Origin of the sequence: Haloarcula sp. Atlit-120R, assembly GCF_003665885.1 — an archaeon.
GTDB classification, from domain to species: Archaea; Halobacteriota; Halobacteria; order Halobacteriales; family Haloarculaceae; genus Haloarcula; species Haloarcula taiwanensis.
The window spans coordinates 129567-151628 of the sequence record NZ_QPLN01000005.1 but is presented as its reverse complement, the minus strand read 5'-3'; the positions used below and the strand labels follow the sequence as shown (position 1 = coordinate 151628).

Sequence of the window (22062 nt, the reverse complement as noted above, 5' to 3'; positions counted from 1 at the left end):
GGTCGAGACCGCTCACAGAGTTCGCTTGAGATATTAACTAGGCACACGCGAGTGTAGCAAATGGGCAACGCTGTGCTACCCTCGATAGAACACGGGCGAAGCGGGTAAGGGCACCCCGGCCTAACAGCCGGTAGTGAAAGAGTTCGAGCGCAAACAGTTGCTGGAGCGCATCGAACGCGACAGCGCGACTGTCGGTGCGGACATTCCCGATGAAATCACCATCCAGGGTGAGAAGATCGAACTTCGGTCGTTCGTCTTCGAAATCAAACGTCGGGAGACAGTTCCGCGGGGCGAGCGCGAGCGCGTCGAGCAAGCGAAAAAGAACCTGCGGCGCGAGCGCCTCCAGCGAAAGCAACGAATCGAGGACAACGACGTGAGCTACGAGCGCGGCGAAGAGCTCGCCACGGCCATCATCGGCATCGACCGGGCGCTCAACGCCCTCGAACAGCTCGGTGCGGCGGATATCGAGCAGGAAGCGCAGGCACAGGAGGCGGCTGACAGAAAACGCTGGATGAAATTCCTGCAGAAAGCGCTGGGACACGAGGACGCGGACTCCGGCACGGGCCGTGCCGGGCGGAGCTACTGACATGAGCCGGAACGACGAAATCGCGACACTGCTCGAAGAGTTCGCCGACCTGCTGGACGCGAAGGGCGTCGAGTACAAGCCCCGGGCCTACCGCCGGGCGGCCGAGAATATCAGGGACTACCCCGGAGCTGTCGAGGGCCTCGCAGCGGAAGGCGAGGACAGCGTTAGCGAGATTGACGGCGTCGGCGACGCCATCTCCGCGAAGGTGGTCGAGTACTTCGAGACCGGCGAAATCGAGGAGCTGACCGAACTGCGCGAGGAACTCCCCGTCGAGATGGACGCCCTCACGGCGGTCGAGGGCGTTGGGCCGAAATCCGTCGGCTCGCTGTACGATGCACTGGGCATCACCACCCTCGACGAACTGGAGGCCGCGGCCGAGGCCGGCGAGATACAGGAGGTCTCCGGCTTCGGCGCGAAGACCGAGCAGAACATCCTCGACAACATCGACTTCGCCCGCGAGGCCCACGAACGGTCGCTGCTGGGCGAGGCCAGACCACAGGGCGACCGGATTCGGGAGTACATGGCCGCTGGTGACGCCGTCGAGGAGTGTGCGCTCGGGGGCTCGATTCGGCGCTGGCGGCCGACCATCGGCGACGTGGACGTGCTCGTCGGGAGCACCGACGCCGACGCCGTCGTCGAGCGGTTCGCCGACTGGGACGGGCTCGACCGCGTCATCGAGTCCGGCGAGACGAAGGCGAGCGCCTACGCGGACGACGTGCGGGTCGACCTGCGGGTGGTCGACCCCGCCGAGTTCGGCGCGGCGCTGCAGTATTTCACCGGGAGCAAGGACCACAACGTGGCGGTCCGCAATCGCGCCATAGAGCGGGACCTGAAGGTAAACGAGTACGGGGTCTTCGATGTCGAGGGCGTCGAGGACGACGACCAGCGGGCCGGCGAACTGGTTGCCAGCGAGACCGAAGACGCGGTGTACGACGCGCTGGGAATGGACTGGGTCCCGCCGGAACTCCGTGAGAACCGCGGCGAGGTCGAGGCCGCCGCCGACGGGACGCTGCCGAACCTGCTGGCCGAAGGCGAGGTCCGTGGCGACGTCCACACCCATACGAACTGGTCGGACGGCAGAAACACTATCGCGGAGATGGTCGCGGGCGCGGCCGACTTCGGTCACGACTACCTCGCCGTCACCGACCACGCGACCGGGCCGGGGATGGTCGGTGGCGTCGGGGTCTCCGACGAGAAGCTCCGCGAGCAGATAGCCGAGGTCGAATCGGTCGCGGCCGAGGCCGACATCGACGTGTTCACCGGCGTCGAGGCTAATATCGCTGAAGACGGCACTGTCTCGGTCGCTGACGACTTGCTGGCGGAACTGGACGTGGTCGTCGCTTCACCCCACGCCGCGCTCGACGGCGACGGCACGGACCGCCTCGTCGCAGCCGCAGAACATCCCGACGTGAACGTCATCGGCCACCCGACAGGCCGCTATCTCAACCGCCGGGAGGGACTGGACGCGGATGTGGAGCGGCTCGCGGCCGTCGCCGCCGACAACGACACGGCCCTGGAAATAAACGCCAACCCGGCGCGGCTGGACCTCGGCGGCGGCGCGGTAAAGCAGGCTATCGAGGCCGGCGCGACAATCGCCATCAACACGGACGCCCACAGCCCGGGCGACCTCGACCTCCTGCGCTACGGCGTCCACACGGCGCGGCGGGGATGGGCCGAGACGGCGGACGTGCTGAACACCCGCGACGCCGAGGGGGTCCGCGAGTTCCTCGATGTCTGAGGAGACCCCGCGCGACCGGCTCGCCCTCGATGCGATGCTCGGCAAGCTCGCCACCTATCTCCGGATGTGTGGCTACGACACGGCCTACGCGCTGGACCGGGCCGCCGAGGCCGACGACGATCTCCTCGCTGTAGCGGCACGTGAGGACCGGCTGGTGATAACTCGGGACAGCGACCTCGCCGCCCGCGCATCCGAGAGCGTGCTCCTCACCGAACGGGCGGTCGAGGACCAGTTGCGGGAACTCGCCGACGCCGGCTTCCGACTCTCGCTCGCCGACGAGCCGGCCCACTGTGGCGTCTGTAACGGGCCGGTCGAGCAGGTCGACCCGGTCGAACCCACGCCGGAGTACGCACCGACCGCGGACGACGAACGGGTCTGGCGCTGTACGGACTGCGGGCAACACTTCTGGAAAGGGAGCCACTGGGAAGCAGTCAAGAGAACGCTGGAAGAGCTATAGAATACAGACAGTTAGCGGGCGTCGCTACAGTTCTTCAGCGGCGGCGACGGCCTCGTCGGTCGTCCCCTCGACGACCACGCCAGTCGTGACAGCGTCTTCGGTCCAGTAGACGACAGCCCTGTCGTCGCGCTCGATTGCGGTCGCGTTCTGGCCGTTCACCTGTACTGCCGTCCCGTTCTCCACGTCCTCCAAGTACCTCAACGCGCCAGTGGCGCTCAGGACGGTCACGTTCTCGCTGTCAGCGTCGTACTGCTGGACCACGGCCGTACTCTCCGGCCGGCTGATATATCGCGCTTCCTCGAAAGTCCCGTTCTCGTACTCTGGCAGGTCCATATCCGTCGCCGACTGAGCCGCGTCGTAGGTGTCGTACGTTTCGACGGTCGTGACGGCGACCCGGTCAGCCGGCGGGGCGAACTGACTGTCGTCGATGCTGACGTTGAAATTCGTCTCCTCGACGGTGAGCTCCGTCCGGTTCGTTCCGTCGTCAGTGGTCATCTTGTGAACGCGGTAGTCCTCGGTATCGACCCACAGCGTCGTGTTCGGCGCGTCGATGCTCTCGTTGGTCGGTTCGAGGTCGAGAACGTACGTCGATTCGCCGTTGACCTCTGAAGTCCCGCGGAGCGTGGCTGTGACGTTCTCCTCGGGAACCGGGTCGGTCGAGTCGTTCATCGCCACGGACTCCGCAGTCAGTTCGCGGGCATACGACCGGTTCTCGCCGACCGCCCAGACGACAGTCCCGTTCGTCCCCATCTCGTACGACCGGGTCTCGCTCGTGACGGCGGCCCACGTTTTGTTCGGCTCAGCGGCGGCATATTCGACCGTTGCAGTCTTCGACGCCGAGTCGTTCATGACAGTCACAGTCGCGATTCCGGTAATCGTCTCGGCTGCGTCGTAGCGCTGCTCGGTCTGGTCCAGCACCTCGTCGCCGGACGGTTGCCCCATCTCGCTGAGGCCGGACACACCAGCGACCGCCCCAGCAGCCAGCAGTCCGATAGTGACAAACACAGCGACGATAGCCAGTCTCCGTCCGGTATTGGCTGTCATTGGCCTGCCTTAGGACTGGAGTGGTAAGTGGGTTGCTCCTATCACAGCACCGGAACTTTCGTCGGGGCTGACAACGGTCGAACCCCTCATTGCTGTCCAGTCCGTACGCGGGGCCGTGAGCGAGCCAGCGAACACGACCGTCCGCGTCGAGGGCGTCAGCAAGCAGTACGACCTCGGCGGGACGGTGACGGCGCTTGACGACGTGAGCCTGGACCTGGCGGCCGGGTCGTACACGGCGGTGATGGGTCCGAGCGGTTCCGGCAAGAGCACGCTGTTGAACCTCATCGGCGGGCTGGACACGCCGTCGTCGGGGCAGGTCGTGGTCAACGGACAGGACGTTTCGGCGGCCAGCGAGGCCGAGCGGGCCGACATCCGCGGGACAGAGGTCGGGTTCGTCTTCCAGACGTTCAATCTCATGCCGCGACTCTCCGCGGTGGAAAACGTCGCTCTGCCACTGGTCTTCGACGGTTGGGACCGCGCCCGTCGCCGCGAGCGGGCGAGGTCGCTCCTCTCTGAGGTTGGACTCGGCGACCGCACCGACCACGTCCCCGCGGAACTCAGCGGCGGCCAGCGCCAGCGGGTCGCCATCGCCCGTGCGCTGTCGACCGACCCGGCGCTGATTCTCGCCGACGAGCCCACCGGCAACGTCGACACGGACACCGGCGCGCAAATCTTGGACCTGTTCGACGACCTGCACGCGGCGGGCAACACGTTCCTGCTCGTGACTCACGAGCGCCACGTCGCCGAGCGGGCCGAGCGCATCGTCCACGTCGAGGACGGCCACATCCAGTCCGTCGAGGACGTCTCCGGGGGCAAACAGTGATGGACGCCGGCGAGAGCGTCCGCATCACGCTCCGGTCTATCAGGGCCCACAAACTCCGGTCGGCGCTGACGGTCGTCGGCGTCATCATCGGCATCGCGTCGGTCATCGCCTTCGCCACGTTCGGGGCCAGCGTCGAGGCCGAAATCGTCGGCGACATCGAGACTTCGAACGCGGGCAACATCTACGTGTTCGGGACGCCCGCCGGCGACGACGACTTCGACCGGACGCTCCAGCCGGTGTTTACCGAGTACGACGTACAGCAGTTGGAGGGGATTCCGGGCGTACAGGCGGCGCTTCCGCGCGGTATCGTCCGGACCCAGTCGATACGACACGGAAACCGGACGCTGGCCAGACAGCAGGTCACGGCAGTGCGACCGGCCAGCATCGGCGACGGCGTCCTTGTCGAGGGCCGGTCCTTCGGGGCCGAGGAGTCGGCGGTCGTCGTCAACGAGCGCATGGCCGGGTCGTTCGCCGAGAACCTCACGGCCGGCGAGCGGCTCACGATGACGATGCCTGACGGGAGCGAGCGGAACGTTACTGTCGTCGGCGTCGTCAACGGGACTCGCGGGGAAGTCCCGGTTAGCGACTTCGCCCGCCAGCCGCGGGTGTACGTCCCCATCGACCCGTTCTACGACTCCGTCGTCGAGAGCCCGGCGGCGGGCGTGCGACAGCGCGCGTACCCGCAGGTGACGCTCGTCGTCGACCCGCGGGCGATTCCGGAGACCCAGTCGGCGATTCAGGGCTACATCTCCGGCGACGCGGACGCGCGGTCGCTGTCGGCCGACGACACGGAACTGGTCGCGCGGTCGGGCAACGACTTCGTTGAGGAGATTAGCGACGTTATCGAGCGCATCACGCGCTTCGTGACAGGTATCGCCGTCATCGCGCTGGTCGTCGGCGCTATCGGCATCGCCAACGTGATGCTCGTCAGCGTCACCGAGCGCACCCGTGAAATCGGCATCATGAAAGCCGTCGGGGCGCGCAACCGAGACGTGATGCAGGTGTTCCTCGTCGAGGCCGCACTGCTCGGGACGATCGGCTCGCTGCTCGGCGTCCCGCTGGGACTCCTCGTCGGCTACGGCGCGACTCGGTACGCTGAAGTGACGTTCTCGCTCGCGCCGCTGTGGATGGCGCTGGCTGTTGGCGTCGGCGTCCTTGTCGGCGTCGTCGCCGGTCTCTACCCGGCATGGCGGGCGGCACGGGTCGACCCGATCGACGCACTCAGACACGAGTGAGCCTTACCCGGATTCAGAACACCGAAATACGTGGTCGTCGTACCGACGGGCCATGACCCTCTCGGAGGAGGCCCGCGAGCGACTCGCCGACATCGTCGAGCTCCAGCCGACGAAAAACGGCGAGTTGCAGGAGCGCTGGGACATGGACAGCGGAAGCGAGGTCCACCAGTACCTCGAAGCCGAACTCAAGGAGTACTACTACCGCAACGACAACAGCCTCATCTGTGCGACGCCGGAGGCGACGACGCTCATCGACGGGGAAGACTCCGAGCGGATTCAGACAGTGACGGTCACCCCGCTCCAGCAGGCTATCGTCGACGTAATCGCTGGACCGGACGAGGAGAGCCAGAGTGTCGTCGCCGTGTTACACGCCCTCCGCGAGGTCGGCGAGGACCGCGACACCGACGAGGTTCGCTCTGCGCTTCGCAGCCTCGCGGACAAGGGTATCGTGGAGACCGTTGAGAAGACCGTGCCGACGTTCAGGCTGGCCGTTCCGCGTGACGAACTAGATATCGAGCTGTCCGAGGAATGAGACCGGACCGCGGTATCGGTCGGTTACTCTGACAGCCCCGGCCGCTGGCGGCGTCGTCGCCGCGCTAACAACCGCTTTATTGCCTTGCCCGGCCCGCCATCGAGCGGCCAATCCATCGACCGCCACGCCGGCGGCTCCGGCTCGTAGGACGGGCACTGGCCCCGACACTCCGCCGCTGTCGGCAGACACTTCTTCGCCGCACAGTAGGGGAATACACCGGTTTCGTCGGCACTGAGCTGGAAGTGCCGGCAGTCGGGGCGCATCGTGTTGGCGTAGGCGCGCCACCCACGAGCGTACGCTCGCTCCGCGATGGTGAGTCGCCGCTCCTGCTTCCAGTCGGGGTCTACGTACTCGAAGCGGGCCGCGCTGGTGTCGTCGGTCGGGCGGTCGAGAATGCGCGTTCCGGGGTCGTCGACCGACAGCGACCGCGGTTGCCAGACCGCCTCGGCCGTACCGGCTTCTGGGTCGACTGTCAACACACCGGCGGCAGCGGGCAGGTCCGCTAGCAGAATCGGCTCCACGCGCTCGTCGGTCGCCGCCGTCGCGACCCACACCTCGTCGGCAAGCGACAGCGCGATGTCCCGCTGTAGTTGCGGAACGAGGTTCCTGGCGGCGCTGGCAGTCAGGTCGGGCTTGTTCTCTATGGCGACGACCCGCCGGAGCCAGTCCGGATAGGGGCGTACCCGACGGATTTCGATGCGATTGCCGCGCTTGCGGGTCTCGACGGCACCCCGGTCGGCCGCCTCGTGAATCGACTCCCGGACGTACCGCCACGGATAGCCCGGGTCAGGCAGCGCGTCGCGGTAGTACGTCCAGTCGGCCGGCGCGTTCTGTAGAACGTGCAGGAGGTCCGAGTCGAACGCGTCTCCGCCGAACGTCGCTCGCTCGCGGAGTCCATCGGGGTCACACTCCAGTACAATCGTGTCCCAGCGGCGGTGTTTCGTCCCGAACTGTCTGGCGACCAGCACCGCCGCGTCGTCGGCCGGCGACCACGCTCGCTCGGCCCACTGGCAGACAGACAACTCGAAGGCGAACTCGGAGTCAGGAGCCACGAGCAGTCGTTGTCGGCTTCGGACCAAAACCCTTCGTTCCGATGCCGGAGCCCTGTCCGGGCCGGCGTCCCTGGCAATCGTTTCGTTCGGTGACACAACCCGATTATTTATGTGATAGCTTCAGAAACAAACCGTCGGTTACGAATGACACACCAGAAGCCTGGAGACAGTCCAGCCGCGATTGCCCTCAACACAGCGCCCCAGCCGACAGGCGACGCCGCGTTCAGTGCCCTCAGTGGAGGGACAGTATGAGTTCCGCCGCCCGCGGCGACGGGATATTCGACCAGTACACGACGATACAGTGGATTGCGGCGGGCATCGTCGCGTTGCTGACCTTCCCCATCGGAATCGCCGTGCCGGCCTACTTCTACATCAAGACCTCGAACGGCACCGCCAGTGAGCAGGGGGCCTGGGAGGCGTGGGCGGTCATCCTCGTCGGTATCCTCGGCATCGTCGCGGTCGAACTCGGCGGCGAGACGGGCGCGAAAATCGCCATCGCGGTCGCGCTGCTGGGGATTCCGGTCCTGCTGCTCCTCTTTGCCGCCGTCGTCGGGAGCTTCGTCATCGGTATGGGTAACGCGACGGCAGTGGCGCTGCTGGCCGGCGTCGCGCTCTGAGAACCGGGTTCACGACTCCGGTTACTCTTCCTCGTCGTCGCGCTCGTCGAGGAACTCGTGTGCCTCTTCGAGTATCTCGCGCGGGCCGTCCTGCGTGACCGTGTTGATGGCCTGTTCGTAGTCGCGCCACTGCAGGTCGCGGTGTTCTGTGGACAGTTCGGCTGACGCTTCGAACGATTTCGCGACGAACAGGTGGACCGTCTTGTGGATGGTGTTGCCGTTCGCCTCGAACACGTAGTCGTAGTCTTCGCGGAACCCGTCTAAAAGCCGGAAATCGCCGATACCGGCCTCCTCTTTCACTTCGCGTATGGCGGTCTGCTGGAGCTCTTCCTCGCCCTCGACGCCGCCCTTGGGGAACTCCCAATCGCCGGGTCGGCTCTTGAGCAGGAGGTACTCCCGCCGGCCACGCGTATCGCGAAAGAGGATGGCTCCCGCGCTCGTGGCCTCTATCATTATCGGATTTTATGACACCGCTACTTAAGAGAATATCGGAGACACAACGGAAACAGATGGTCTTTTGTCACTCGCGGCTGAGTGTTCGTCTACAGATGCCCTTTGTCACGACGCTTACTTTCACCAGTGGGGACCGACACCGACTCGACGACGTCGTCACGGAGATCAAGGAAAACGCCGAGCAGAAGGGGGTCGAACTGAAAGGCCCCCATCCGAAACAGCCACAGGAGCTACGCATCCCGCAGTCGAAGTCGCTGGGGCCGGGCGGCGGCCGCTTCGAGTCCTGGACTCACACCGTCTACACCCGGACCATAGAGATAGTCGGCTACGAGGAGTTCGCTCGGACAGTCACTCAGCGGACGTTCCCGGACGCCATCCACGTCGAGGCCGGCGTCGAACAGCGCACGCAGGTCGGCAGCGGGTCGTAGGCCCGCCGCCGTTCCCGTGGATTATTATAAGTGAGTGTGCCCCGTTTCGCCGGCATGAACGAGTCCCAGCAGGAGCGGCTCCGGTCCCTCCGGCGTGACCTGCACAGCTATCCCGAACCCGCGTGGCGGGAGTTCTACACCACCAGTCGCATCGTCGACGAACTGGAACGCATCGGCGTCGACCAGTTGCATCTCGGGCGGGATGTCGTCGACGCCGACGCGCGGATGGCGGTCCCCGACGACGACGAGCTCGACGCCTGGCGGACGAAGGCCCGCGAGGCCGGTGCCCGGGAGGACGTGCTGGAGGCCGCCAACGGAGGGTTCACCGGTGCGCTGGCCGTCGTCGAACAGGGCGAGGGACCGACCGTCGCGCTCCGGGTCGACATCGACGCGCTCCCGATACGGGAGGCCGACAGCGCCGCACACGCCCCGGCGGCCGCGGGGTTCCGCTCGGGGAACGAGGGGTACATGCACGCCTGCGGCCACGACGCCCACGCGACAATCGGCCTCGGCGTGCTGGAGGCGGTGAAAGAGAGTGATTTCCGCGGCACGTTCAAAGTCGTCTTCCAGCCCGCCGAGGAGGTCATCGGCGGCGGGAAGGCCGTCGCCGAAAGCGGTCATCTGGACGATGTGGACCACCTGCTGGCGATACACGTCGGTCTCGACCATCCGACTGGAGAGATTGTCGCCGGCGTCGGCGGCTTCCTCGCCGTTCGGCAGTTCGAGGCGACGTTCAGCGGTGGGACAGCCCACGCAGGAGGACATCCAGCACAGGGACGGGACGCTGTACAGGCCCTTGCGACCGCCGTACAGAACCTCCATGCGATTCGCCGCCACGGTGACGGCGCGACACGGGTCAACGCTGGCGTCGTCGAGGGCGGCACAGCGACGAACATCGTCCCCGGGGAGGCGACGCTGGAAGGGGAAGTCCGCGGCGAAACGACCCCGCTCAAGGAGTACATGAGCGGGCGGGCAGACACCGTCATGTCGTCGGCTGCAGAGATGCACGACTGCGAGGTCGCCATCGAGACGACGGCGGAAGCACCGAGCGCGGTCAGCGACGACACGCTTGCAGACGTGGTGTATAAAATGGCCGACACAGTTCCCGGCGTCACCAGCCGCCTTCGAACCGACGATCTCGGCGGCAGCGAGGACGCCACCTATCTGATGGACCGCGTCCAGAATCACGGCGGGACGGCGACGTTTGTCGGTATCGGGACCGACCATCCGGGCGGCCACCACACCCCCACATTCGATGTCGACGAAGACTCGCTGGCTATCGGCGTCGATGTCGTCACCGGGGCAGTCCGCCGGCTGAGCGAGTGACTACGCTACGGCGCTTCCCAGCTGGCGAGTCGGATCGATTTGCCGCTATCCGGCGACTTCCAGTTCAGTGTGACTGTCGCGTCAGAAAGGTCCGATGCCCCGGAAAACGTCACCCGTGACCCGGCCGTGATTTCCGAACCAGCCGACAGCGCGCCGCTGAGACTCGAGAAATCGTGCTGTCCGTTGGCTCCTGAAGCCCCGCTAACAGTGATGTACAGATTTCCGGCCCGAATCGAGTCGCCGCTTCGGTGTTCGATTGTCAGGGTGTCGGGACTCCCGGCATCGTAATCAAATGAGAACGCCGCCTGTGGCGCGCTCTGGCCGATGTTCCCTGAGCCGAAGTCGAGGAAGAACGTCGCTGCTGTCGCCGCTAACAGTACTGTTACTGCAACCATTAGGATGACACCCACAACTGGCGAGACTGCACTGTCGTCAGATTTGAATCTACGTGCTAGCATGATTGACCCCCACTCGGCGACGGTCGACACGCTGTCACCATCTCGGTGACCCCCCGGTCAACCGACGCCGGTGCGACTTCATTTTGTTATCATGTTGTCGAATAATAAAACTTGTCGTTCAGAATTTCAGTTCATATAGTAATTAATTACTATCGAGATAACATTCAAAGCCAGACACTTGACACTGACAGACGTCTATCAGAGAGTTAGATGTAGCCGAAAGCCGCAACGAACCGCTGAATCAGTACTTGGGGTCTGCGCCAGTGACGTCGTAGATATCGTCCATAATCGAATCGCGCTCGCGTTGCCAGGCTTCGAAGCCGCTCCGGTCGCTCGGGTAGGATTCGTAATGGTCCAGTAGCCGGTCGGCAGCCTTTTTTGTCTGGTAGAGGTCCCTGATCGTCCCAAGGTGGCCGATGCTCTTGACGGCCATCTTGAGTTTGAGTCCGAGTCCGATGCTGGTCGAACCGCCGTACAGTGCCTCTGCGAGCTTCTCGCCGGGCAACGCGGCCAGCAGGGCCATCAGGTCGTCGACGTCGTAGGCGGTGGTGAATATGTTGTACACGTCAAGCGCCGCATACCGTGCGCCGAAGTGGTCCATCACGCGCTCGTTGTACTCCCAGAGCGCGGCTTCGTCGTCCGTCCGGCCAGATTCGATGGCTTCGATAGCCTGTTCAGCGGCGTAGGTCCCGGCGTAGGCTGCACCGGCGATACCGCCGCCGGTCGTCGGATTGACGTGTCCGGCGGCGTCGCCGACGGCCATGAACCCGGGCGCGACGGCGGAATCGTACGGCCGGCGTGTCGGCAGCGCAGCGCCGAGTTTATCCTGTACCTTCGCGCCCTCGAACTCGCTTCGACCCTGGAGGTCGCGCTTGAGGTCGTCGACTAGCTCCATCGGCTCCTCGTTCATCTGGAAGCCAAGGCCGGCGTTGATCTCCGTGTCCGTGCGCGGGAAATACCAGAGATAGCCGGCAGAGCGCTCGGTCGGCTTGAACACGAGCGCGTCGTCCCACTCGACCGGCTCGTCGACTTCGATTATCTCACGGTATGCCGAACAGAACTGCGAGTACTGGACGTTCGTGTCGAAGGTCGCGTCTTCGAGGTCCGTCTTGTCCTGCAGAATAGACAGTGCGCCGGCCCCGTCGATGACCATGTCACCCTCGTACGTGACGGGGTCGCCTTTCCGCATGGCTTTTACGCCGGTCACACGGCCGCTGTCGTCCTGTAGCACGTCCTGAACGACCGTGTCGTAGTGGAACTCCACGCCGCTGTTGTTTGCCCCTTCAATGAGACAACGACCGTACTCCCAGCGGTCGATGACGGCGAGTTCGCCCGGGACGGGGATCTCGAGAACAGTGTCTTCCTGCGGAATCTCGAAGCGGCCGTGGTCGACATCTGTGTTGGTAAAGGCCGGTTCGAGCTGTGACTTCGGAATCGCATCGGGGAAGTCGCTGGCTCCCTTCAGTGCGTCTCCGCAGGCGATGTGGCCGGCTTCGGTCTCGTCTTTGCGCTCTACGACGACGACATCGTAGCCCGCGTCCGCGACAGTCGCGGCGGCGTAACAGCCGGATGTCCCGGCCCCGACGACGACAACGTCCACGGAAACGGTCCGTGCCGTCGCCGACGCTCCGTCGGCGTTGCCGTCCTGGTGTGTGGTCATGCACTCTCGTCCTGCCCGGAGAGAGAAAATTATTCCGCTACGGGTTTCAGCGGACGACTGGAACCATTCTTCGCAATGAGCGGTCCGTTGCGGGTGTTTGGTGTGGCGTCGACGGTAACAGTCCGTTTCACTCCGGGGCAGCGGTGATAAAGAGTTTTGCTGGGGGGTATCAAATGGCCGATCATGACCGAGCATACGGTGACATTTGTGGGGACTGGCGAGGAGATTACTGTCTCCGAGAAGGAGACGATTCTCTCGCGGTGTATCGAGGAGGGTATCGCACAGGAGTACTCCTGCCGCGTGGGGATGTGCCTGGCTTGTTCGGCGGAAATTGTCGAGGGGTCGGTTACCCAGCCTGCCGCCCGTGGACTGACCGACCGGGAACGGGAGAACTACGCACTGACCTGCATGGCACGACCGCAGTCGGACCTGAAACTCGACCGCGGGAAGTACCCGCCCAGTATTGAAGGGGATGTGACCCCGGAAGACGGCGACCCCACACCAGCGGACGACTAGTAGGCACTGGATACTACTAGCATATGGCCTACTAGAAGGTCTGTAAATACCTTTAACATACGCCTGATAGATTGCCTGATATAGAGCGGTGCAACCGCGAATGAAGGACAGGTCATATAAGCAAGTGGCCCCTATGGTGTAGTGACTACAGCGTCAGCGGACGGCCTTCGACGACTGATACACGCTTCCCCAACCATGACCAGCCGCGTATACAGACTTCACTCGACACTTGAACTGCCACTGGAAGACGCATACGATTTCTTCGAGGATCCGGATCTTCCACCTGAAATCGCTGACATCGATATCACCCGTCGAAACAATACGCTCATCGTCAGCGCCGTCGCCAAAGACGACTCTATGAGCAAGTACACTCCGACGGCCCAACTCAAGGCGAGCGTCACGGAGAATCGGGTGTACGAGGAGGACCCCGACGAAATGGGGCCGCCCGGAGCCGCGAGTACTGGAAGCTCCGGAGGTGGCCCCCAGTGGGGCGCACTCGAAGAGGAGGAGGAAGAGATCGAGTCTGAACTCGTCGAGTACGCCTGTTTCAAAGGCGACCGCGAGACCGTACTCCAGAACACTGCACTCCAGTACGCGATGTTCGAAGTCCTGTGTGACGTCGCGAAAGTCGCAGAGAAGGGAACGCTGACGGCAATTGCGGCGGTCGACGAGGAACTCGAAGCTGTCCGCATCGTCGATGGGGAAGAGCGGCCCGCTGCAATCAACGTTGCAGAGGAACCCCGCGACGGCGAGGAAGAAGAGGGCGTCAACTGGCGCGACAACGAGTTTATCTCGTAACGCGGCCCCGTCCCGGTCACGGATTCAGTTTTGCCGAGCTGTAGCTCAACACCGTTACCGGGCGGTCTATGCCGCTATGCCGGCGCAATGCCTGAGAGGTCAGCGTCGGTAAATCGCGACGCGATTTCGATGGTGAGATTCGCTTCGATGTAGGCCGCAATCACGATGAACACGGCGGCCGTCGCAAGCAGCCATCCGGCCTCCCGGATATCCTGTCGAGTGGCCAGTTCGTTCGTCCGGCCGCGAATGTACTGAATCGTGCGCCAGCCGAACCGGAGTCCGACGGCGGCGACGATGAGCAGTGCGGGAATCTCGATAAGGCCGTGTGGGACGATGAGTGCGGCGACGACGACAGGCGAAACCTGCTTGAGTGCGATACCGACGACGACTCCGATGAGCAATCCGTTCAAGACGAGTGAGAGGACCGTCATCGAACCGAGCGAAATCGCGCCGAGCAACATCACGAGCAACGCACCGAGGTTGTTGACCGTCAGCGAGAGGGTCGTTAACTCAGCCGGCATAAAGGGGTTTTCGCCGGTCGTTCCGGGGGTCTGAAGCCATTCGGTGGGGATCTGGCTGCCGAGTCCGTACCCGACCAGCGCGCTGGCAAACAGTATCAGCGCGGCGGCGGGGACGTAGCGTAACAGCCAGCGGTGGAAGAGACGGGCCGGGAGGCTTGGGCGGTCGTCCATATCACGTCTTTTGCGCGGGCCGCAAAAAACCGAGTGACCGTGTGCACGCGACCGTCAGCCATTTGCCACTGTCTCACACACCTGTCGGTCATCCAAAAAGTACTTGGCATTCGTAATTATATCTCATTACACTATGTCCGAATCAGCAGAGTTCCCGGACTATCTGGACGTTGATTACACTGACGGGGAAGGCGAAGACCCCGAAGAGTACCCGACTGTCAACCACAAGATCGAGAAGGCTATCGAGGTTACGAAGACTGGCCTCGAAGAGTACAAGAACCCTGTCGTGATGTGGACCGGCGGCAAGGACTCGACGCTGACGCTGTACTTCGTCAAGGAAGTCGCCGAGCGGTTCGACCTCGAAGTCCCACCGGTCGTCTTCATCGACCACTACCAGCACTTCGACGAGCTCATCGACTTCGTCGAGCACTGGGCCGACGAGTGGGACCTCGACGTCATCTGGGCGCGCAACGAGGACGTGGGCAACTACGTCGACGAGAACGGTCTCGAACCGGGTGACGACATCCCTGTCGACGAACTCTCCGAGCACAACCAGCACCACATCCGGAACATCCTCGAATACGAGGAGGACACGTTCCCGTTCCTGCTCGACACCTACGTCGGCAACCACCTCCTGAAGACGGTGGCGCTCAACGACACTATCGAGGAACACGACGTCGACGGCATCCTGTCGGGCATCCGCTGGGACGAGCAGGAGTCTCGCGCCGACGAGACGTTCTTCTCGCCGCGTCACGACCCGGACATCTACCCGCCGCACGACCGCATCCAGTCGATTCTCCAGTTCGCGGAGGCTGACGTGTGGGAAGCCTTCTGGAACTTCGTCGTCCCAGACACAGTCGAGGGGTACCCGGACGACGGCTACGTCCCGCAGGGCCAAGACGACCTGCCCGAGGGCATCGAGAAGGAAGACGTACCGGTCTCGCCGAAGTACTTCGCTGGATTCCGTTCGCTCGGGAGCGAGGTCAGCACCGACAAGTCCGCGGAAGAGCCTGCCTGGCTGCAGGACATGGCGAACACGACCGAGCGCGCCGGCCGCGCCCAGGACAAGGAAGACCTGATGGAGCGCCTGCGCGACCTCGGCTACATGTAAACGGGCGCAAGCCTCGCCGTTTCTGCGTCGTTCTTTTTTTGATAGGAACACCTATGTCACTGCCCTCGATGAGTCGTTCACATCTGTCCCCACACCCCCACGAGGTGACGTATCAATCGGTAAGGTGGTTGTTGAACTCGGAGCCGACAGCCGGCACTGAATGGTGGCGTGATAGTACTTCGACGCGAGTCGATGTCGTCCGCGCCTGTCCCGGTCTCAGGACATGTGGAACTGCGCAGTTCACTCCAACAGAGTGTGCGTTTCTTCCAGTTTCTACAGAGGAACAGCCATACATGTCGACCAGCGATTCTATGTTGTGACTTGTTCACTGTAATTGAACAGTGTGAATATCCGCCATACCAGCAGGCCGCCTCGGATTTGAGGGCGTCTACTCCCTGAAATCATGCGTAAGATGAGCTATGTACAATTGTCGAGAAAAGGTTTAGGTACTGTCGAACACTACAGGTAAGCGAATGAGTTCAGACCAGTACAACTGTCCGAACTGCGGGGCGGAATTGAGCTACCAGACGACGAAGCACAACGGCTGTTCGAACTGCGGTTTCGTTCCGCCCCACAGTGCCGAGTAACGCGGATTGGGACGAGTAACCGGACGTGCTGTTCTGTCGTCGGTGGTTATCGAGTTCCACGAGGAGAGTCCCATACTCGGGTCCGACATCTATTTTTCTCGGCTCGCTGTATCCGTTGTCTGTGACCGACCGCACAGACCGGGGCGTTCTCGCGGGCGTTATCTTTGCCGTGTTGCTGGCGCAGGTCCTGCTGTATCCGGGTGTCGACAGACTCGTCCGGAGGCTGGGTGCGACCACGGACCTGAATGCGAGCATGTGGTTCCTCGCCGCTGAGTTCGGGGCTTTCGTCGTTTTCGCTGGCGTGTGGGGCGTGCTCAGCGACGCCACCGGACGGCGAACGCCATACATCGCCGGCGGGGCGGGCGCGGGCGCAGTGCTGTACGCCCTCATCGCGTGGCTTCCCGAGGCAGTCTCGCTTCCATTTGTCGGCGTGCTGGTCTTGCGGGTGCTGCAGGGTGGAGCGACAATCGCCGCGTTCTCCCTGGCGATGACGATGCTGATGGACCTCGGCGGCGGCCACGGCAAGAATATGGGTGCGGCAGGCATTGCGATCGGCAGTGGCACAGCGCTCGGAGCGCCACTCGGCGGCCAACTGTACGAAATTCAGACGACGCTTCCGCTGTACGTGGCGAGCACGCTGTCACTCGTCGTCGCAGTGGCTGCCTTGCTTGTCACCGACCGCGCACCGTCGGACGGGCGGTCGGGCCTTTCTGCGACCGTGTCCGGGCTCAAACAGCGGCCGACGCTCGGCGTGCCGTACGCCTTCGGGTTCATTGACCGCCTCACCGCGGGCTTTTTCGCGCTCGTCGGCACCCTGTATTTCAGAGAGACGTTCGAGCTTGGACCCGGCGAAACCGGCGTCATGCTGGCGCTTTTTTTCGCCCCGTTCGCCCTCTTGCAGTATCCCTTCGGCATCCTCTCTGACCGCATCGGCCGAACCGGTCCGATTGTTGTCGGGTCGGTGCTGTACGGACTCACTGTTGTCGGCGTCGGGCAAGCGCCGACGGTCACCATCGCCGGCGCAGGGATGGTACTGACCGGCGTTATCGGCGCGCTGATGGCCCCGGCGACGATGGCGCTCGTGTCGGACCTCGCCAGCGAAACGGAGCGCGGCACCGCTATGGCCGGGTTCAACATTTTCGGCAGCGTTGGCTTCCTCGCTGGCATCCTCGTCGGTGGCACCGTCGCTGGCGCTTTCGGCTACCCCGCCGCGTTCCTCGTCGCCGGCGGGACGGAAGTCGTCCTCGCGGTGCTCGCACTGCCCGGACTGCTACGGCTGGAGCAGCCGACCGAGGATGCCGTCAGGGGCTGATTACGACGCGTCGCGGACCTCGTCAAGCGCCTCTGGGTTCTCGATGCTGGACATATCACCCAGGTCCTCCCCGCGGTAGACGCCAGCAATTGCTCGGCGGATTATTTTCCCGCTCTGCGTCTTGGGGAACTCGTCGACAAACAGTACCTCGCGGGGCCGGAACGGCTTACCGAGTTCCTCGCCGACGGCGGCGCGAATATCGTCGCGGAGGTCGGCCGAGGGTTCGTAGCCGGGCTCGAGCACGGTGTAGAGAACGACGGCAGTGCCGGTGGTGTCGTCCGGGGCACCGACGGCGGCAGCCTGATTAACGGCGTCGTGTTCCATCGCCGCGCCTTCGACTTCCGCCGGTCCGACCTTCCGTCCAGCGACGTTGAGCACGTCGTCGGCCCGGCCGTGGAGGAACCAGAGGCCGTCCTCGTCCTTCTGTGCCCAGTCACCGTGGTCCCAGACGTCGTCCCACGTCGACCAGTACTCGTTCAGGTAGCGTTCGTCGCCGCTCCACAGCGACCTCGTCATCGACGGACAGGAGTCCCGAGCGACCAGATAGCCGCGCTCGTGCGTGTCAGCGATGGATTCGCCGGCGGAGTCGACAATGTCGATGTTCATCCCCAGCCCCGGACCGCCCAGCGTGCAGGGCTTGAGCGACTGAATCGGCATCGGCATCAGGAAACACCCCATGATCTCGGTCCCGCCGGAGATATTGATGATTGGACAGTCCTCGTTGCCCACGTTCTCGTAGAACCACTGCCAGCTCTCGGGGTCCCAGGGTTCGCCGGTCGACCCCAACAGCCGCAAGCTTGAGAGGTCGTGCCCGTCCAGCCACTCGTCGCCCTTCTTGCGGAGCGCCCGAATCGCGGTCGGCGAGACACCGAAGGTGGTGATGTCGTGCCGGTCGATCATCTCCCAGAAGCGGTCCGGTTCCGGGTGGTCCGGCGCGCCCTCGTACATGAAGACAGTCCCGCCGAAGGCGTGGTTCCCCAGCAGCGTCCATGGCCCCATCATCCAGCCGATGTCGCTCACCCAGAAGAAGCGGTCGCTGGGCTTGTGGTCGAAGCCGAAGTATATCTCTTTGGCCGCCTGCATGAGCGCGCCGGCGTGCGTGTGGACGATACCCTTCGGCTTGCCGGTCGTTCCAGAGGAGTACAGCAGCATCGACTCCTGATTGCTCGGAAGCTCTGTGGCCGCGTACTCGTCGTCGGCGGTCTCGATAGCCTCGTCCCACCACTCATCGCGGCGGGTCCAGCGGATCGTCTCGTCGGGGTCGTCCGCGACGCCGAGGCGGTCGTAGACGACAGTGTGTTCGACCGGCGTCGTCCCCAGTTCTTCGCCGGCCTGCTTGATGGCCTCGTCCGCGCTGCCCTTGAGGTGGACACCGGAACCGCGGCGGTAGAAGCCGTCGCCGGTGAACAGGACGGAACACTCGGCGTCGGCGATACGGGTCGCCGTCGCGTCGACGCCGAACCCGGAGAAGATGGGGACGGCGATTGCGCCGACCTTGAGACAGCCGTACAGTATCGACGCGACTTCGGGAACCATCGGCATATACAGGCCGACGGTGTCGCCGGTGCCGACGCCGACGGACTCCAGGTAGTTCGCTACTTTACTGGCCTGCCGATTCAGTTCGTGGTACGTGACTTCCCGCACGTCGCCGGGTTCGCCCTCCCAGATGAGCGCGACTGTGTTTCGGGTCGGGCTGTCCCGCGCTGCGTGGCGGTCCAAGACGTTGTGGGCGGCGTTGATTGTCCCGCCGGTGTACCAGTCGGTGAACTGTGGCCCCGCACTATTGTCCCGGACCTGATCGTAGTCTTCGAAGAACTCGATGTCGAGGTACTCCGGGAGCAGGTCCCAGAACCACTCGACGCCCGAGTCGGGTTCCTCGGGTAGGTCTGTGGTCGTTCGCTCGATGAGTTCGTCGTAGTTGTCGATGTCGTACGCCTGCATGAATTTCCAGACGTTCGTCGATTCGACGAACGCGTGGCTCGGTTCGTGGACGATGGAGTCGACGTGGTTTTGTTCGCTCATTGCGTCAGTATTCCGTAGTGTTTGGTCGTCTGGTATAAACTGGTACCGCCGCCCGGCACGCGTTACTGGGCCGGTCGGGTAGTCCGGTTCCGCACCGCCCGTGTGACACAGGGGCCGGTCAGCTACTCACGTCATTGTCTCACTCGTACGTCTTTGTCATGCCGCCGTCGAACAGCAGGTCCCCGCCGCTGAGATGGTCGGCGTGGGTCGAGAAGCCAAACACGAAGAGGTTCGCCACGTCGATGGGGTCCATCATCTCCTTGACCCGGGCCTGTCCCAGCATCACGTCGTCGATGACCTCGTCGACGCTGATTCCTCGTTGCTCGGCAGTGTCGGGGATCTGGTCGACGACCAGCGGCGTCTTGACGTAGCCGGTGCTGATAGAGAACCCGCGGAGCCCGTCACCGCCCTCGGCGGCGATTGACTGTGTCAGCCCCCGCAGGCCGAACTTCGAGACGTTGTAGGCCACCTTATCCGAGGTCACGTAGTGTCCGTGAACAGACGCCATGTTCCCGATGGCACCGACGCCGTCGTCGGTCCGGCGGATGTGAGGGATGACGCGTTTCGACAGCGCGAGCGGGGCGCGCAACATCACGTCGTGCATCTGGTCGTACTTCTCCATCGGGAAGTCCTCGATGGCGTCGATATGCTGGAGGCCGGCGATATTGGCGAGGTAGCGAACCGTGCCGTGAGAAGCCGCAGTCTCGACGATGGCCTCGATGTCCGCATCATTCGCGAGGTCGCCGGTCACTGTCTCGACGGTCCCATCGAGGTCGAGGGCCGCCGCTGTGTCCGCGACTTCGCCGAGGCCGTCCGCGTCGATGTCCGTCGCGACGGCGGTCACCCCGTTGGCGGCCATCGCCAGCGCCGTCGCCCGCCCGATGCCCGACCCGCCGCCGGTCACCAGACAGACGGTGTCGCTCGTGTAGTGGTCGTCGTCGACGAACAGGATCGAGGACTCGTCGATCGGCTCGACTTCGAGCCGTTCGTGAGAGGTGCTGGATGCCATTCGGTCACACGTTCTCCAGACACGTCCGAATAGGGGCGGGTTGACATGTATACCCGACTGGCTGCTGTGGCGGACCCGCAGTCCGGCGCGAGAACGCCGTGCCGCTGTCTCGCCGGCTACCGTGGTTTACGTGTAAACCTCTCGTTATTCGGGGGTTACGTCGGAATCAACAGCTATCCCTGTGAGCGTGGCACACACTGCGTGACCAGCTTCCCCGGACTCGTCCGGGGCGTATTGGGACACACCTATGAAACGAACGACAACGGACCATGACAGCGAAGGTATCGGCAGGCGACAACTGCTCTCCGCGATTGGCGGCTCGGCCGTCGCCGCAGCGCTCGCTGGCTGCTCGACGTTGCTGAGCGACAGCGACACGGCGGACCAGGGCGGGCAGTCCGGCGGCGGCATCTCCGAGGAACCGATACAGGCCGGGCTGTTGACGTTCACCCGTGGCGCACCGGGCGTCCTCGGGATTCAGGCCCAGCGCGGGGCCGAGCTCGCAGTCCAGCGCATCAACGAGGCGGGCGGCATCGGCGGGCAACGAGAAATCGAACTGGACGTGGTCAACGAGGGGTCAAATCCCCTTGACAGCTACAACCAGTTCATTGAGGAAGGGAAAGAGGTCACCTTCGGTCCCATCTCCAGTGGCACGCACAGTCAGATCGCCCCCGAAGTCGAGAAAAACGAGGTCATCAACGTCGGGACCGACGGGACGGTGACGACGCTCTACGAGGAGACGGTCACCGACCCGACCTACTCCTTCCGCTTCCAGAACTACGACATCATGGAGGTGGTGACGATGGCCCGCGAGGCCGTCGAGCGCATCGGCGCTGACAACATCTCGACCGTCGCCGGTGTCAACCCCGGTTACTCCTTCGGCGAGGACGAGATGCGGGTGTTCACACAGGCCATTCAGAAGCTCACGGACGCCGAAATCGTCTACGAGGGGTTCCCGGAACTCGGGGCCAGTGACATGTCGAATCACATCACCTCGATCAACAACGAAGAGCCGGACGTGACCTTCTCTAGCCTCTGGGGCGGCGACGTGACGACGTTCGTCCGGCAGGCCAACGCCAACGACATGTTCGAGAACACGACGGTGTTCGGCACGACGCTGTACAGCGCGGCCGGCGACGTGCCGGGCGATGCACTGGCCGGGACGGACATCTACTCCGGGTCGCGCAACTACTACTGGGGCCTGCCGGCGCTCGGGAACTGGCAGCCCGGCCGCGAACTGTTCGACGCCGCGACACAGCAGGATGGCGTGACGGTCCCGACGGCTCACTACATGAGCGGGTACGGGGCGGTCACCGCCTGGGCGACGGCCGTCGAGAAGGCCATCGACCTGCTGGGCACCTACCCGAGTCAGGAGCAGATCGCGCAGGTTCTGGAGGGCCACGGCTTCTTCACACCGGCCGGCTACCACAACATCGCCGAGGACCATCAGGGCGCGTCGAACTCCTTCGCCGGGCAGATGGTGTACGACGACGATCTCGGCGCGGCCAGGCTCGAAGACGTGAACACCTACGCCGCCACCGAGACAGCGCCGCCGCCGGGCGTTACCGGGAGCGACTGGCTGGACAGCTGGAGCGCCTGATACCGAGCC

General features: G+C 63.9%; 22 protein-coding genes. 14 read left to right on the top strand and 8 right to left on the bottom strand.

The genetic code is table 11. The annotated features are described in order from the left end of the window. Positions 1–133 precede the first annotated feature (133 nt). The 3 genes from DVK01_RS17360 to DVK01_RS17350 are packed head-to-tail and all read left to right on the top strand — an operon-like array spanning position 134 to position 2781. Positions 134–586 (top strand): DUF5788 family protein, encoded by a 453-nt coding sequence (locus DVK01_RS17360; protein WP_101349917.1) that lies wholly within the window; start codon positions 134–136, stop codon positions 584–586. A gap of 1 nt (position 587) precedes the next feature. Next, complete coding sequence (gene polX, locus DVK01_RS17355; RefSeq protein WP_121537744.1) at positions 588–2324, top strand: DNA polymerase/3'-5' exonuclease PolX; 1737 nt, start codon at positions 588–590, stop codon at positions 2322–2324. Continuing rightward, positions 2317–2781, top strand: a complete 465-nt coding sequence (locus DVK01_RS17350; RefSeq protein ID WP_101349915.1) for a Mut7-C RNAse domain-containing protein — start codon at positions 2317–2319, stop codon at positions 2779–2781. The genes polX and DVK01_RS17350 overlap by 8 nt, the downstream gene beginning before the upstream one ends. A gap of 24 nt (positions 2782–2805) precedes the next feature. On the opposite strand, the gene DVK01_RS17345 is transcribed toward DVK01_RS17350, so the two are convergent. Then, positions 2806–3825 (bottom strand): outer membrane lipoprotein carrier protein LolA, encoded by a 1020-nt coding sequence (locus tag DVK01_RS17345; RefSeq protein ID WP_121537742.1) that lies wholly within the window; start codon positions 3823–3825, stop codon positions 2806–2808. Positions 3826–3940: 115 nt separating this feature from the next. Here DVK01_RS17345 and DVK01_RS17340 point away from each other — a divergent pair, with 115 nt between their 5' ends. The 3 genes from DVK01_RS17340 to DVK01_RS17330 are packed head-to-tail and all read left to right on the top strand — an operon-like array spanning position 3941 to position 6415. Beyond that, complete coding sequence (locus tag DVK01_RS17340) at positions 3941–4648, top strand: ABC transporter ATP-binding protein (protein ID WP_101349913.1); 708 nt, start codon at positions 3941–3943, stop codon at positions 4646–4648. After that, entirely contained in the window at positions 4648–5883 is a 1236-nt protein-coding gene (locus DVK01_RS17335) for an ABC transporter permease (protein WP_121537740.1), read from the top strand. The genes DVK01_RS17340 and DVK01_RS17335 overlap by 1 nt, the downstream gene beginning before the upstream one ends. A gap of 52 nt (positions 5884–5935) precedes the next feature. Further along, complete coding sequence (locus DVK01_RS17330) at positions 5936–6415, top strand: DUF5797 family protein (protein WP_101349911.1); 480 nt, start codon at positions 5936–5938, stop codon at positions 6413–6415. 23 nt (positions 6416–6438) lie between these two features. Here DVK01_RS17330 and DVK01_RS17325 read toward each other — a convergent pair whose 3' ends face one another. Next, positions 6439–7467 (bottom strand): DUF5787 family protein, encoded by a 1029-nt coding sequence (locus DVK01_RS17325; protein ID WP_121537738.1) that lies wholly within the window; start codon positions 7465–7467, stop codon positions 6439–6441. 248 nt (positions 7468–7715) lie between these two features. Here DVK01_RS17325 and DVK01_RS17320 point away from each other — a divergent pair, with 248 nt between their 5' ends. Then, positions 7716–8084 (top strand): hypothetical protein, encoded by a 369-nt coding sequence (locus DVK01_RS17320; protein ID WP_101349909.1) that lies wholly within the window; start codon positions 7716–7718, stop codon positions 8082–8084. Positions 8085–8105: 21 nt separating this feature from the next. Here DVK01_RS17320 and DVK01_RS17315 read toward each other — a convergent pair whose 3' ends face one another. Beyond that, on the bottom strand, positions 8106–8537 hold the full coding sequence (locus tag DVK01_RS17315; protein WP_101349908.1) for a bis(5'-nucleosyl)-tetraphosphatase: 432 nt from the start codon (positions 8535–8537) through the stop codon (positions 8106–8108). A gap of 95 nt (positions 8538–8632) precedes the next feature. On the opposite strand from DVK01_RS17315, the gene DVK01_RS17310 reads away from it, so the two are divergent. Together DVK01_RS17310 and DVK01_RS17305 are read left to right on the top strand one after the other, a co-directional pair. Continuing rightward, positions 8633–8965, top strand: a complete 333-nt coding sequence (locus DVK01_RS17310; RefSeq protein ID WP_101349907.1) for an uS10/mL48 family ribosomal protein — start codon at positions 8633–8635, stop codon at positions 8963–8965. A 54-nt stretch (positions 8966–9019) separates the two neighbouring features. Beyond that, positions 9020–10291: an amidohydrolase gene (locus DVK01_RS17305; protein WP_121537737.1), complete on the top strand. Its 1272-nt coding sequence runs from the start codon at positions 9020–9022 to the stop codon at positions 10289–10291. Between the two features lie 5 nt (positions 10292–10296). Here the strand turns inward: DVK01_RS17305 and DVK01_RS17300 are convergent, their stop codons facing one another. Together DVK01_RS17300 and DVK01_RS17295 are read right to left on the bottom strand one after the other, a co-directional pair. Beyond that, complete coding sequence (locus DVK01_RS17300; RefSeq protein WP_121537820.1) at positions 10297–10749, bottom strand: type IV pilin; 453 nt, start codon at positions 10747–10749, stop codon at positions 10297–10299. A 241-nt stretch (positions 10750–10990) separates the two neighbouring features. Next, positions 10991–12409, bottom strand: a complete 1419-nt coding sequence (locus DVK01_RS17295) for a geranylgeranyl reductase family protein (RefSeq protein WP_101349905.1) — start codon at positions 12407–12409, stop codon at positions 10991–10993. Positions 12410–12592: 183 nt separating this feature from the next. Between DVK01_RS17295 and DVK01_RS17290 the strand changes: the two genes are divergently transcribed. Together DVK01_RS17290 and DVK01_RS17285 are read left to right on the top strand one after the other, a co-directional pair. Beyond that, complete coding sequence (locus tag DVK01_RS17290) at positions 12593–12925, top strand: 2Fe-2S iron-sulfur cluster-binding protein (protein ID WP_101349904.1); 333 nt, start codon at positions 12593–12595, stop codon at positions 12923–12925. Between the two features lie 195 nt (positions 12926–13120). Beyond that, positions 13121–13723 carry a hypothetical protein gene (locus DVK01_RS17285; RefSeq protein WP_053968013.1) on the top strand — a complete coding sequence of 201 codons (603 nt, stop codon included), beginning with the start codon at positions 13121–13123 and terminating at the stop codon, positions 13721–13723. 74 nt (positions 13724–13797) lie between these two features. On the opposite strand, the gene DVK01_RS17280 is transcribed toward DVK01_RS17285, so the two are convergent. Continuing rightward, positions 13798–14415 carry a stage II sporulation protein M gene (locus DVK01_RS17280; RefSeq protein WP_121537736.1) on the bottom strand — a complete coding sequence of 206 codons (618 nt, stop codon included), beginning with the start codon at positions 14413–14415 and terminating at the stop codon, positions 13798–13800. 133 nt (positions 14416–14548) lie between these two features. On the opposite strand from DVK01_RS17280, the gene DVK01_RS17275 reads away from it, so the two are divergent. Together DVK01_RS17275 and DVK01_RS17270 are read left to right on the top strand one after the other, a co-directional pair. After that, positions 14549–15526, top strand: a complete 978-nt coding sequence (locus tag DVK01_RS17275; protein WP_101349902.1) for a phosphoadenosine phosphosulfate reductase family protein — start codon at positions 14549–14551, stop codon at positions 15524–15526. A gap of 708 nt (positions 15527–16234) precedes the next feature. After that, positions 16235–17425, top strand: coding sequence for an MFS transporter (locus DVK01_RS17270; protein WP_101349901.1), 1191 nt, complete (start codon positions 16235–16237; stop codon positions 17423–17425). On the opposite strand, the gene DVK01_RS17265 is transcribed toward DVK01_RS17270, so the two are convergent. After that, positions 17426–19447 (bottom strand): AMP-binding protein, encoded by a 2022-nt coding sequence (locus DVK01_RS17265; RefSeq protein WP_101349900.1) that lies wholly within the window; start codon positions 19445–19447, stop codon positions 17426–17428. It abuts the gene before it with no gap. Positions 19448–19586: 139 nt separating this feature from the next. Further along, entirely contained in the window at positions 19587–20456 is an 870-nt protein-coding gene (locus DVK01_RS17260; protein WP_121537735.1) for an SDR family oxidoreductase, read from the bottom strand. 247 nt (positions 20457–20703) lie between these two features. Here DVK01_RS17260 and DVK01_RS17255 point away from each other — a divergent pair, with 247 nt between their 5' ends. Then, positions 20704–22053, top strand: coding sequence for an ABC transporter substrate-binding protein (locus DVK01_RS17255; protein WP_121537734.1), 1350 nt, complete (start codon positions 20704–20706; stop codon positions 22051–22053). Positions 22054–22062 lie beyond the last annotated feature (9 nt).

Bases quoted from the DNA above. Each gene is read 5' to 3' on its own strand.
- DVK01_RS17350 (WP_101349915.1), top strand. From the start codon at position 2,317: ATGTCTGAGGAGACCCCGCGCGACCGGCTCGCCCTCGATGCGATGCTC.
- DVK01_RS17300 (WP_121537820.1), bottom strand. From the start codon at position 10,749: ATGCTAGCACGTAGATTCAAATCTGACGACAGTGCAGTCTCGCCAGTT.
- DVK01_RS17255 (WP_121537734.1), top strand. From the start codon at position 20,704: ATGAAACGAACGACAACGGACCATGACAGCGAAGGTATCGGCAGGCGA.
- DVK01_RS17330 (WP_101349911.1), top strand. From the start codon at position 5,936: ATGACCCTCTCGGAGGAGGCCCGCGAGCGACTCGCCGACATCGTCGAG.
- DVK01_RS17315 (WP_101349908.1), bottom strand. From the start codon at position 8,537: ATGATAGAGGCCACGAGCGCGGGAGCCATCCTCTTTCGCGATACGCGT.
- DVK01_RS17265 (WP_101349900.1), bottom strand. From the start codon at position 19,447: ATGAGCGAACAAAACCACGTCGACTCCATCGTCCACGAACCGAGCCAC.
- DVK01_RS17295 (WP_101349905.1), bottom strand. From the start codon at position 12,409: ATGACCACACACCAGGACGGCAACGCCGACGGAGCGTCGGCGACGGCA.
- polX (WP_121537744.1), top strand. From the start codon at position 588: ATGAGCCGGAACGACGAAATCGCGACACTGCTCGAAGAGTTCGCCGAC.
- DVK01_RS17305 (WP_121537737.1), top strand. From the start codon at position 9,020: ATGAACGAGTCCCAGCAGGAGCGGCTCCGGTCCCTCCGGCGTGACCTG.
- DVK01_RS17260 (WP_121537735.1), bottom strand. From the start codon at position 20,456: ATGGCATCCAGCACCTCTCACGAACGGCTCGAAGTCGAGCCGATCGAC.
- DVK01_RS17275 (WP_101349902.1), top strand. From the start codon at position 14,549: ATGTCCGAATCAGCAGAGTTCCCGGACTATCTGGACGTTGATTACACT.
- DVK01_RS17290 (WP_101349904.1), top strand. From the start codon at position 12,593: ATGACCGAGCATACGGTGACATTTGTGGGGACTGGCGAGGAGATTACT.
- DVK01_RS17320 (WP_101349909.1), top strand. From the start codon at position 7,716: ATGAGTTCCGCCGCCCGCGGCGACGGGATATTCGACCAGTACACGACG.
- DVK01_RS17310 (WP_101349907.1), top strand. From the start codon at position 8,633: ATGCCCTTTGTCACGACGCTTACTTTCACCAGTGGGGACCGACACCGA.
- DVK01_RS17285 (WP_053968013.1), top strand. From the start codon at position 13,121: ATGACCAGCCGCGTATACAGACTTCACTCGACACTTGAACTGCCACTG.
- DVK01_RS17345 (WP_121537742.1), bottom strand. From the start codon at position 3,825: ATGACAGCCAATACCGGACGGAGACTGGCTATCGTCGCTGTGTTTGTC.
- DVK01_RS17280 (WP_121537736.1), bottom strand. From the start codon at position 14,415: ATGGACGACCGCCCAAGCCTCCCGGCCCGTCTCTTCCACCGCTGGCTG.
- DVK01_RS17335 (WP_121537740.1), top strand. From the start codon at position 4,648: ATGGACGCCGGCGAGAGCGTCCGCATCACGCTCCGGTCTATCAGGGCC.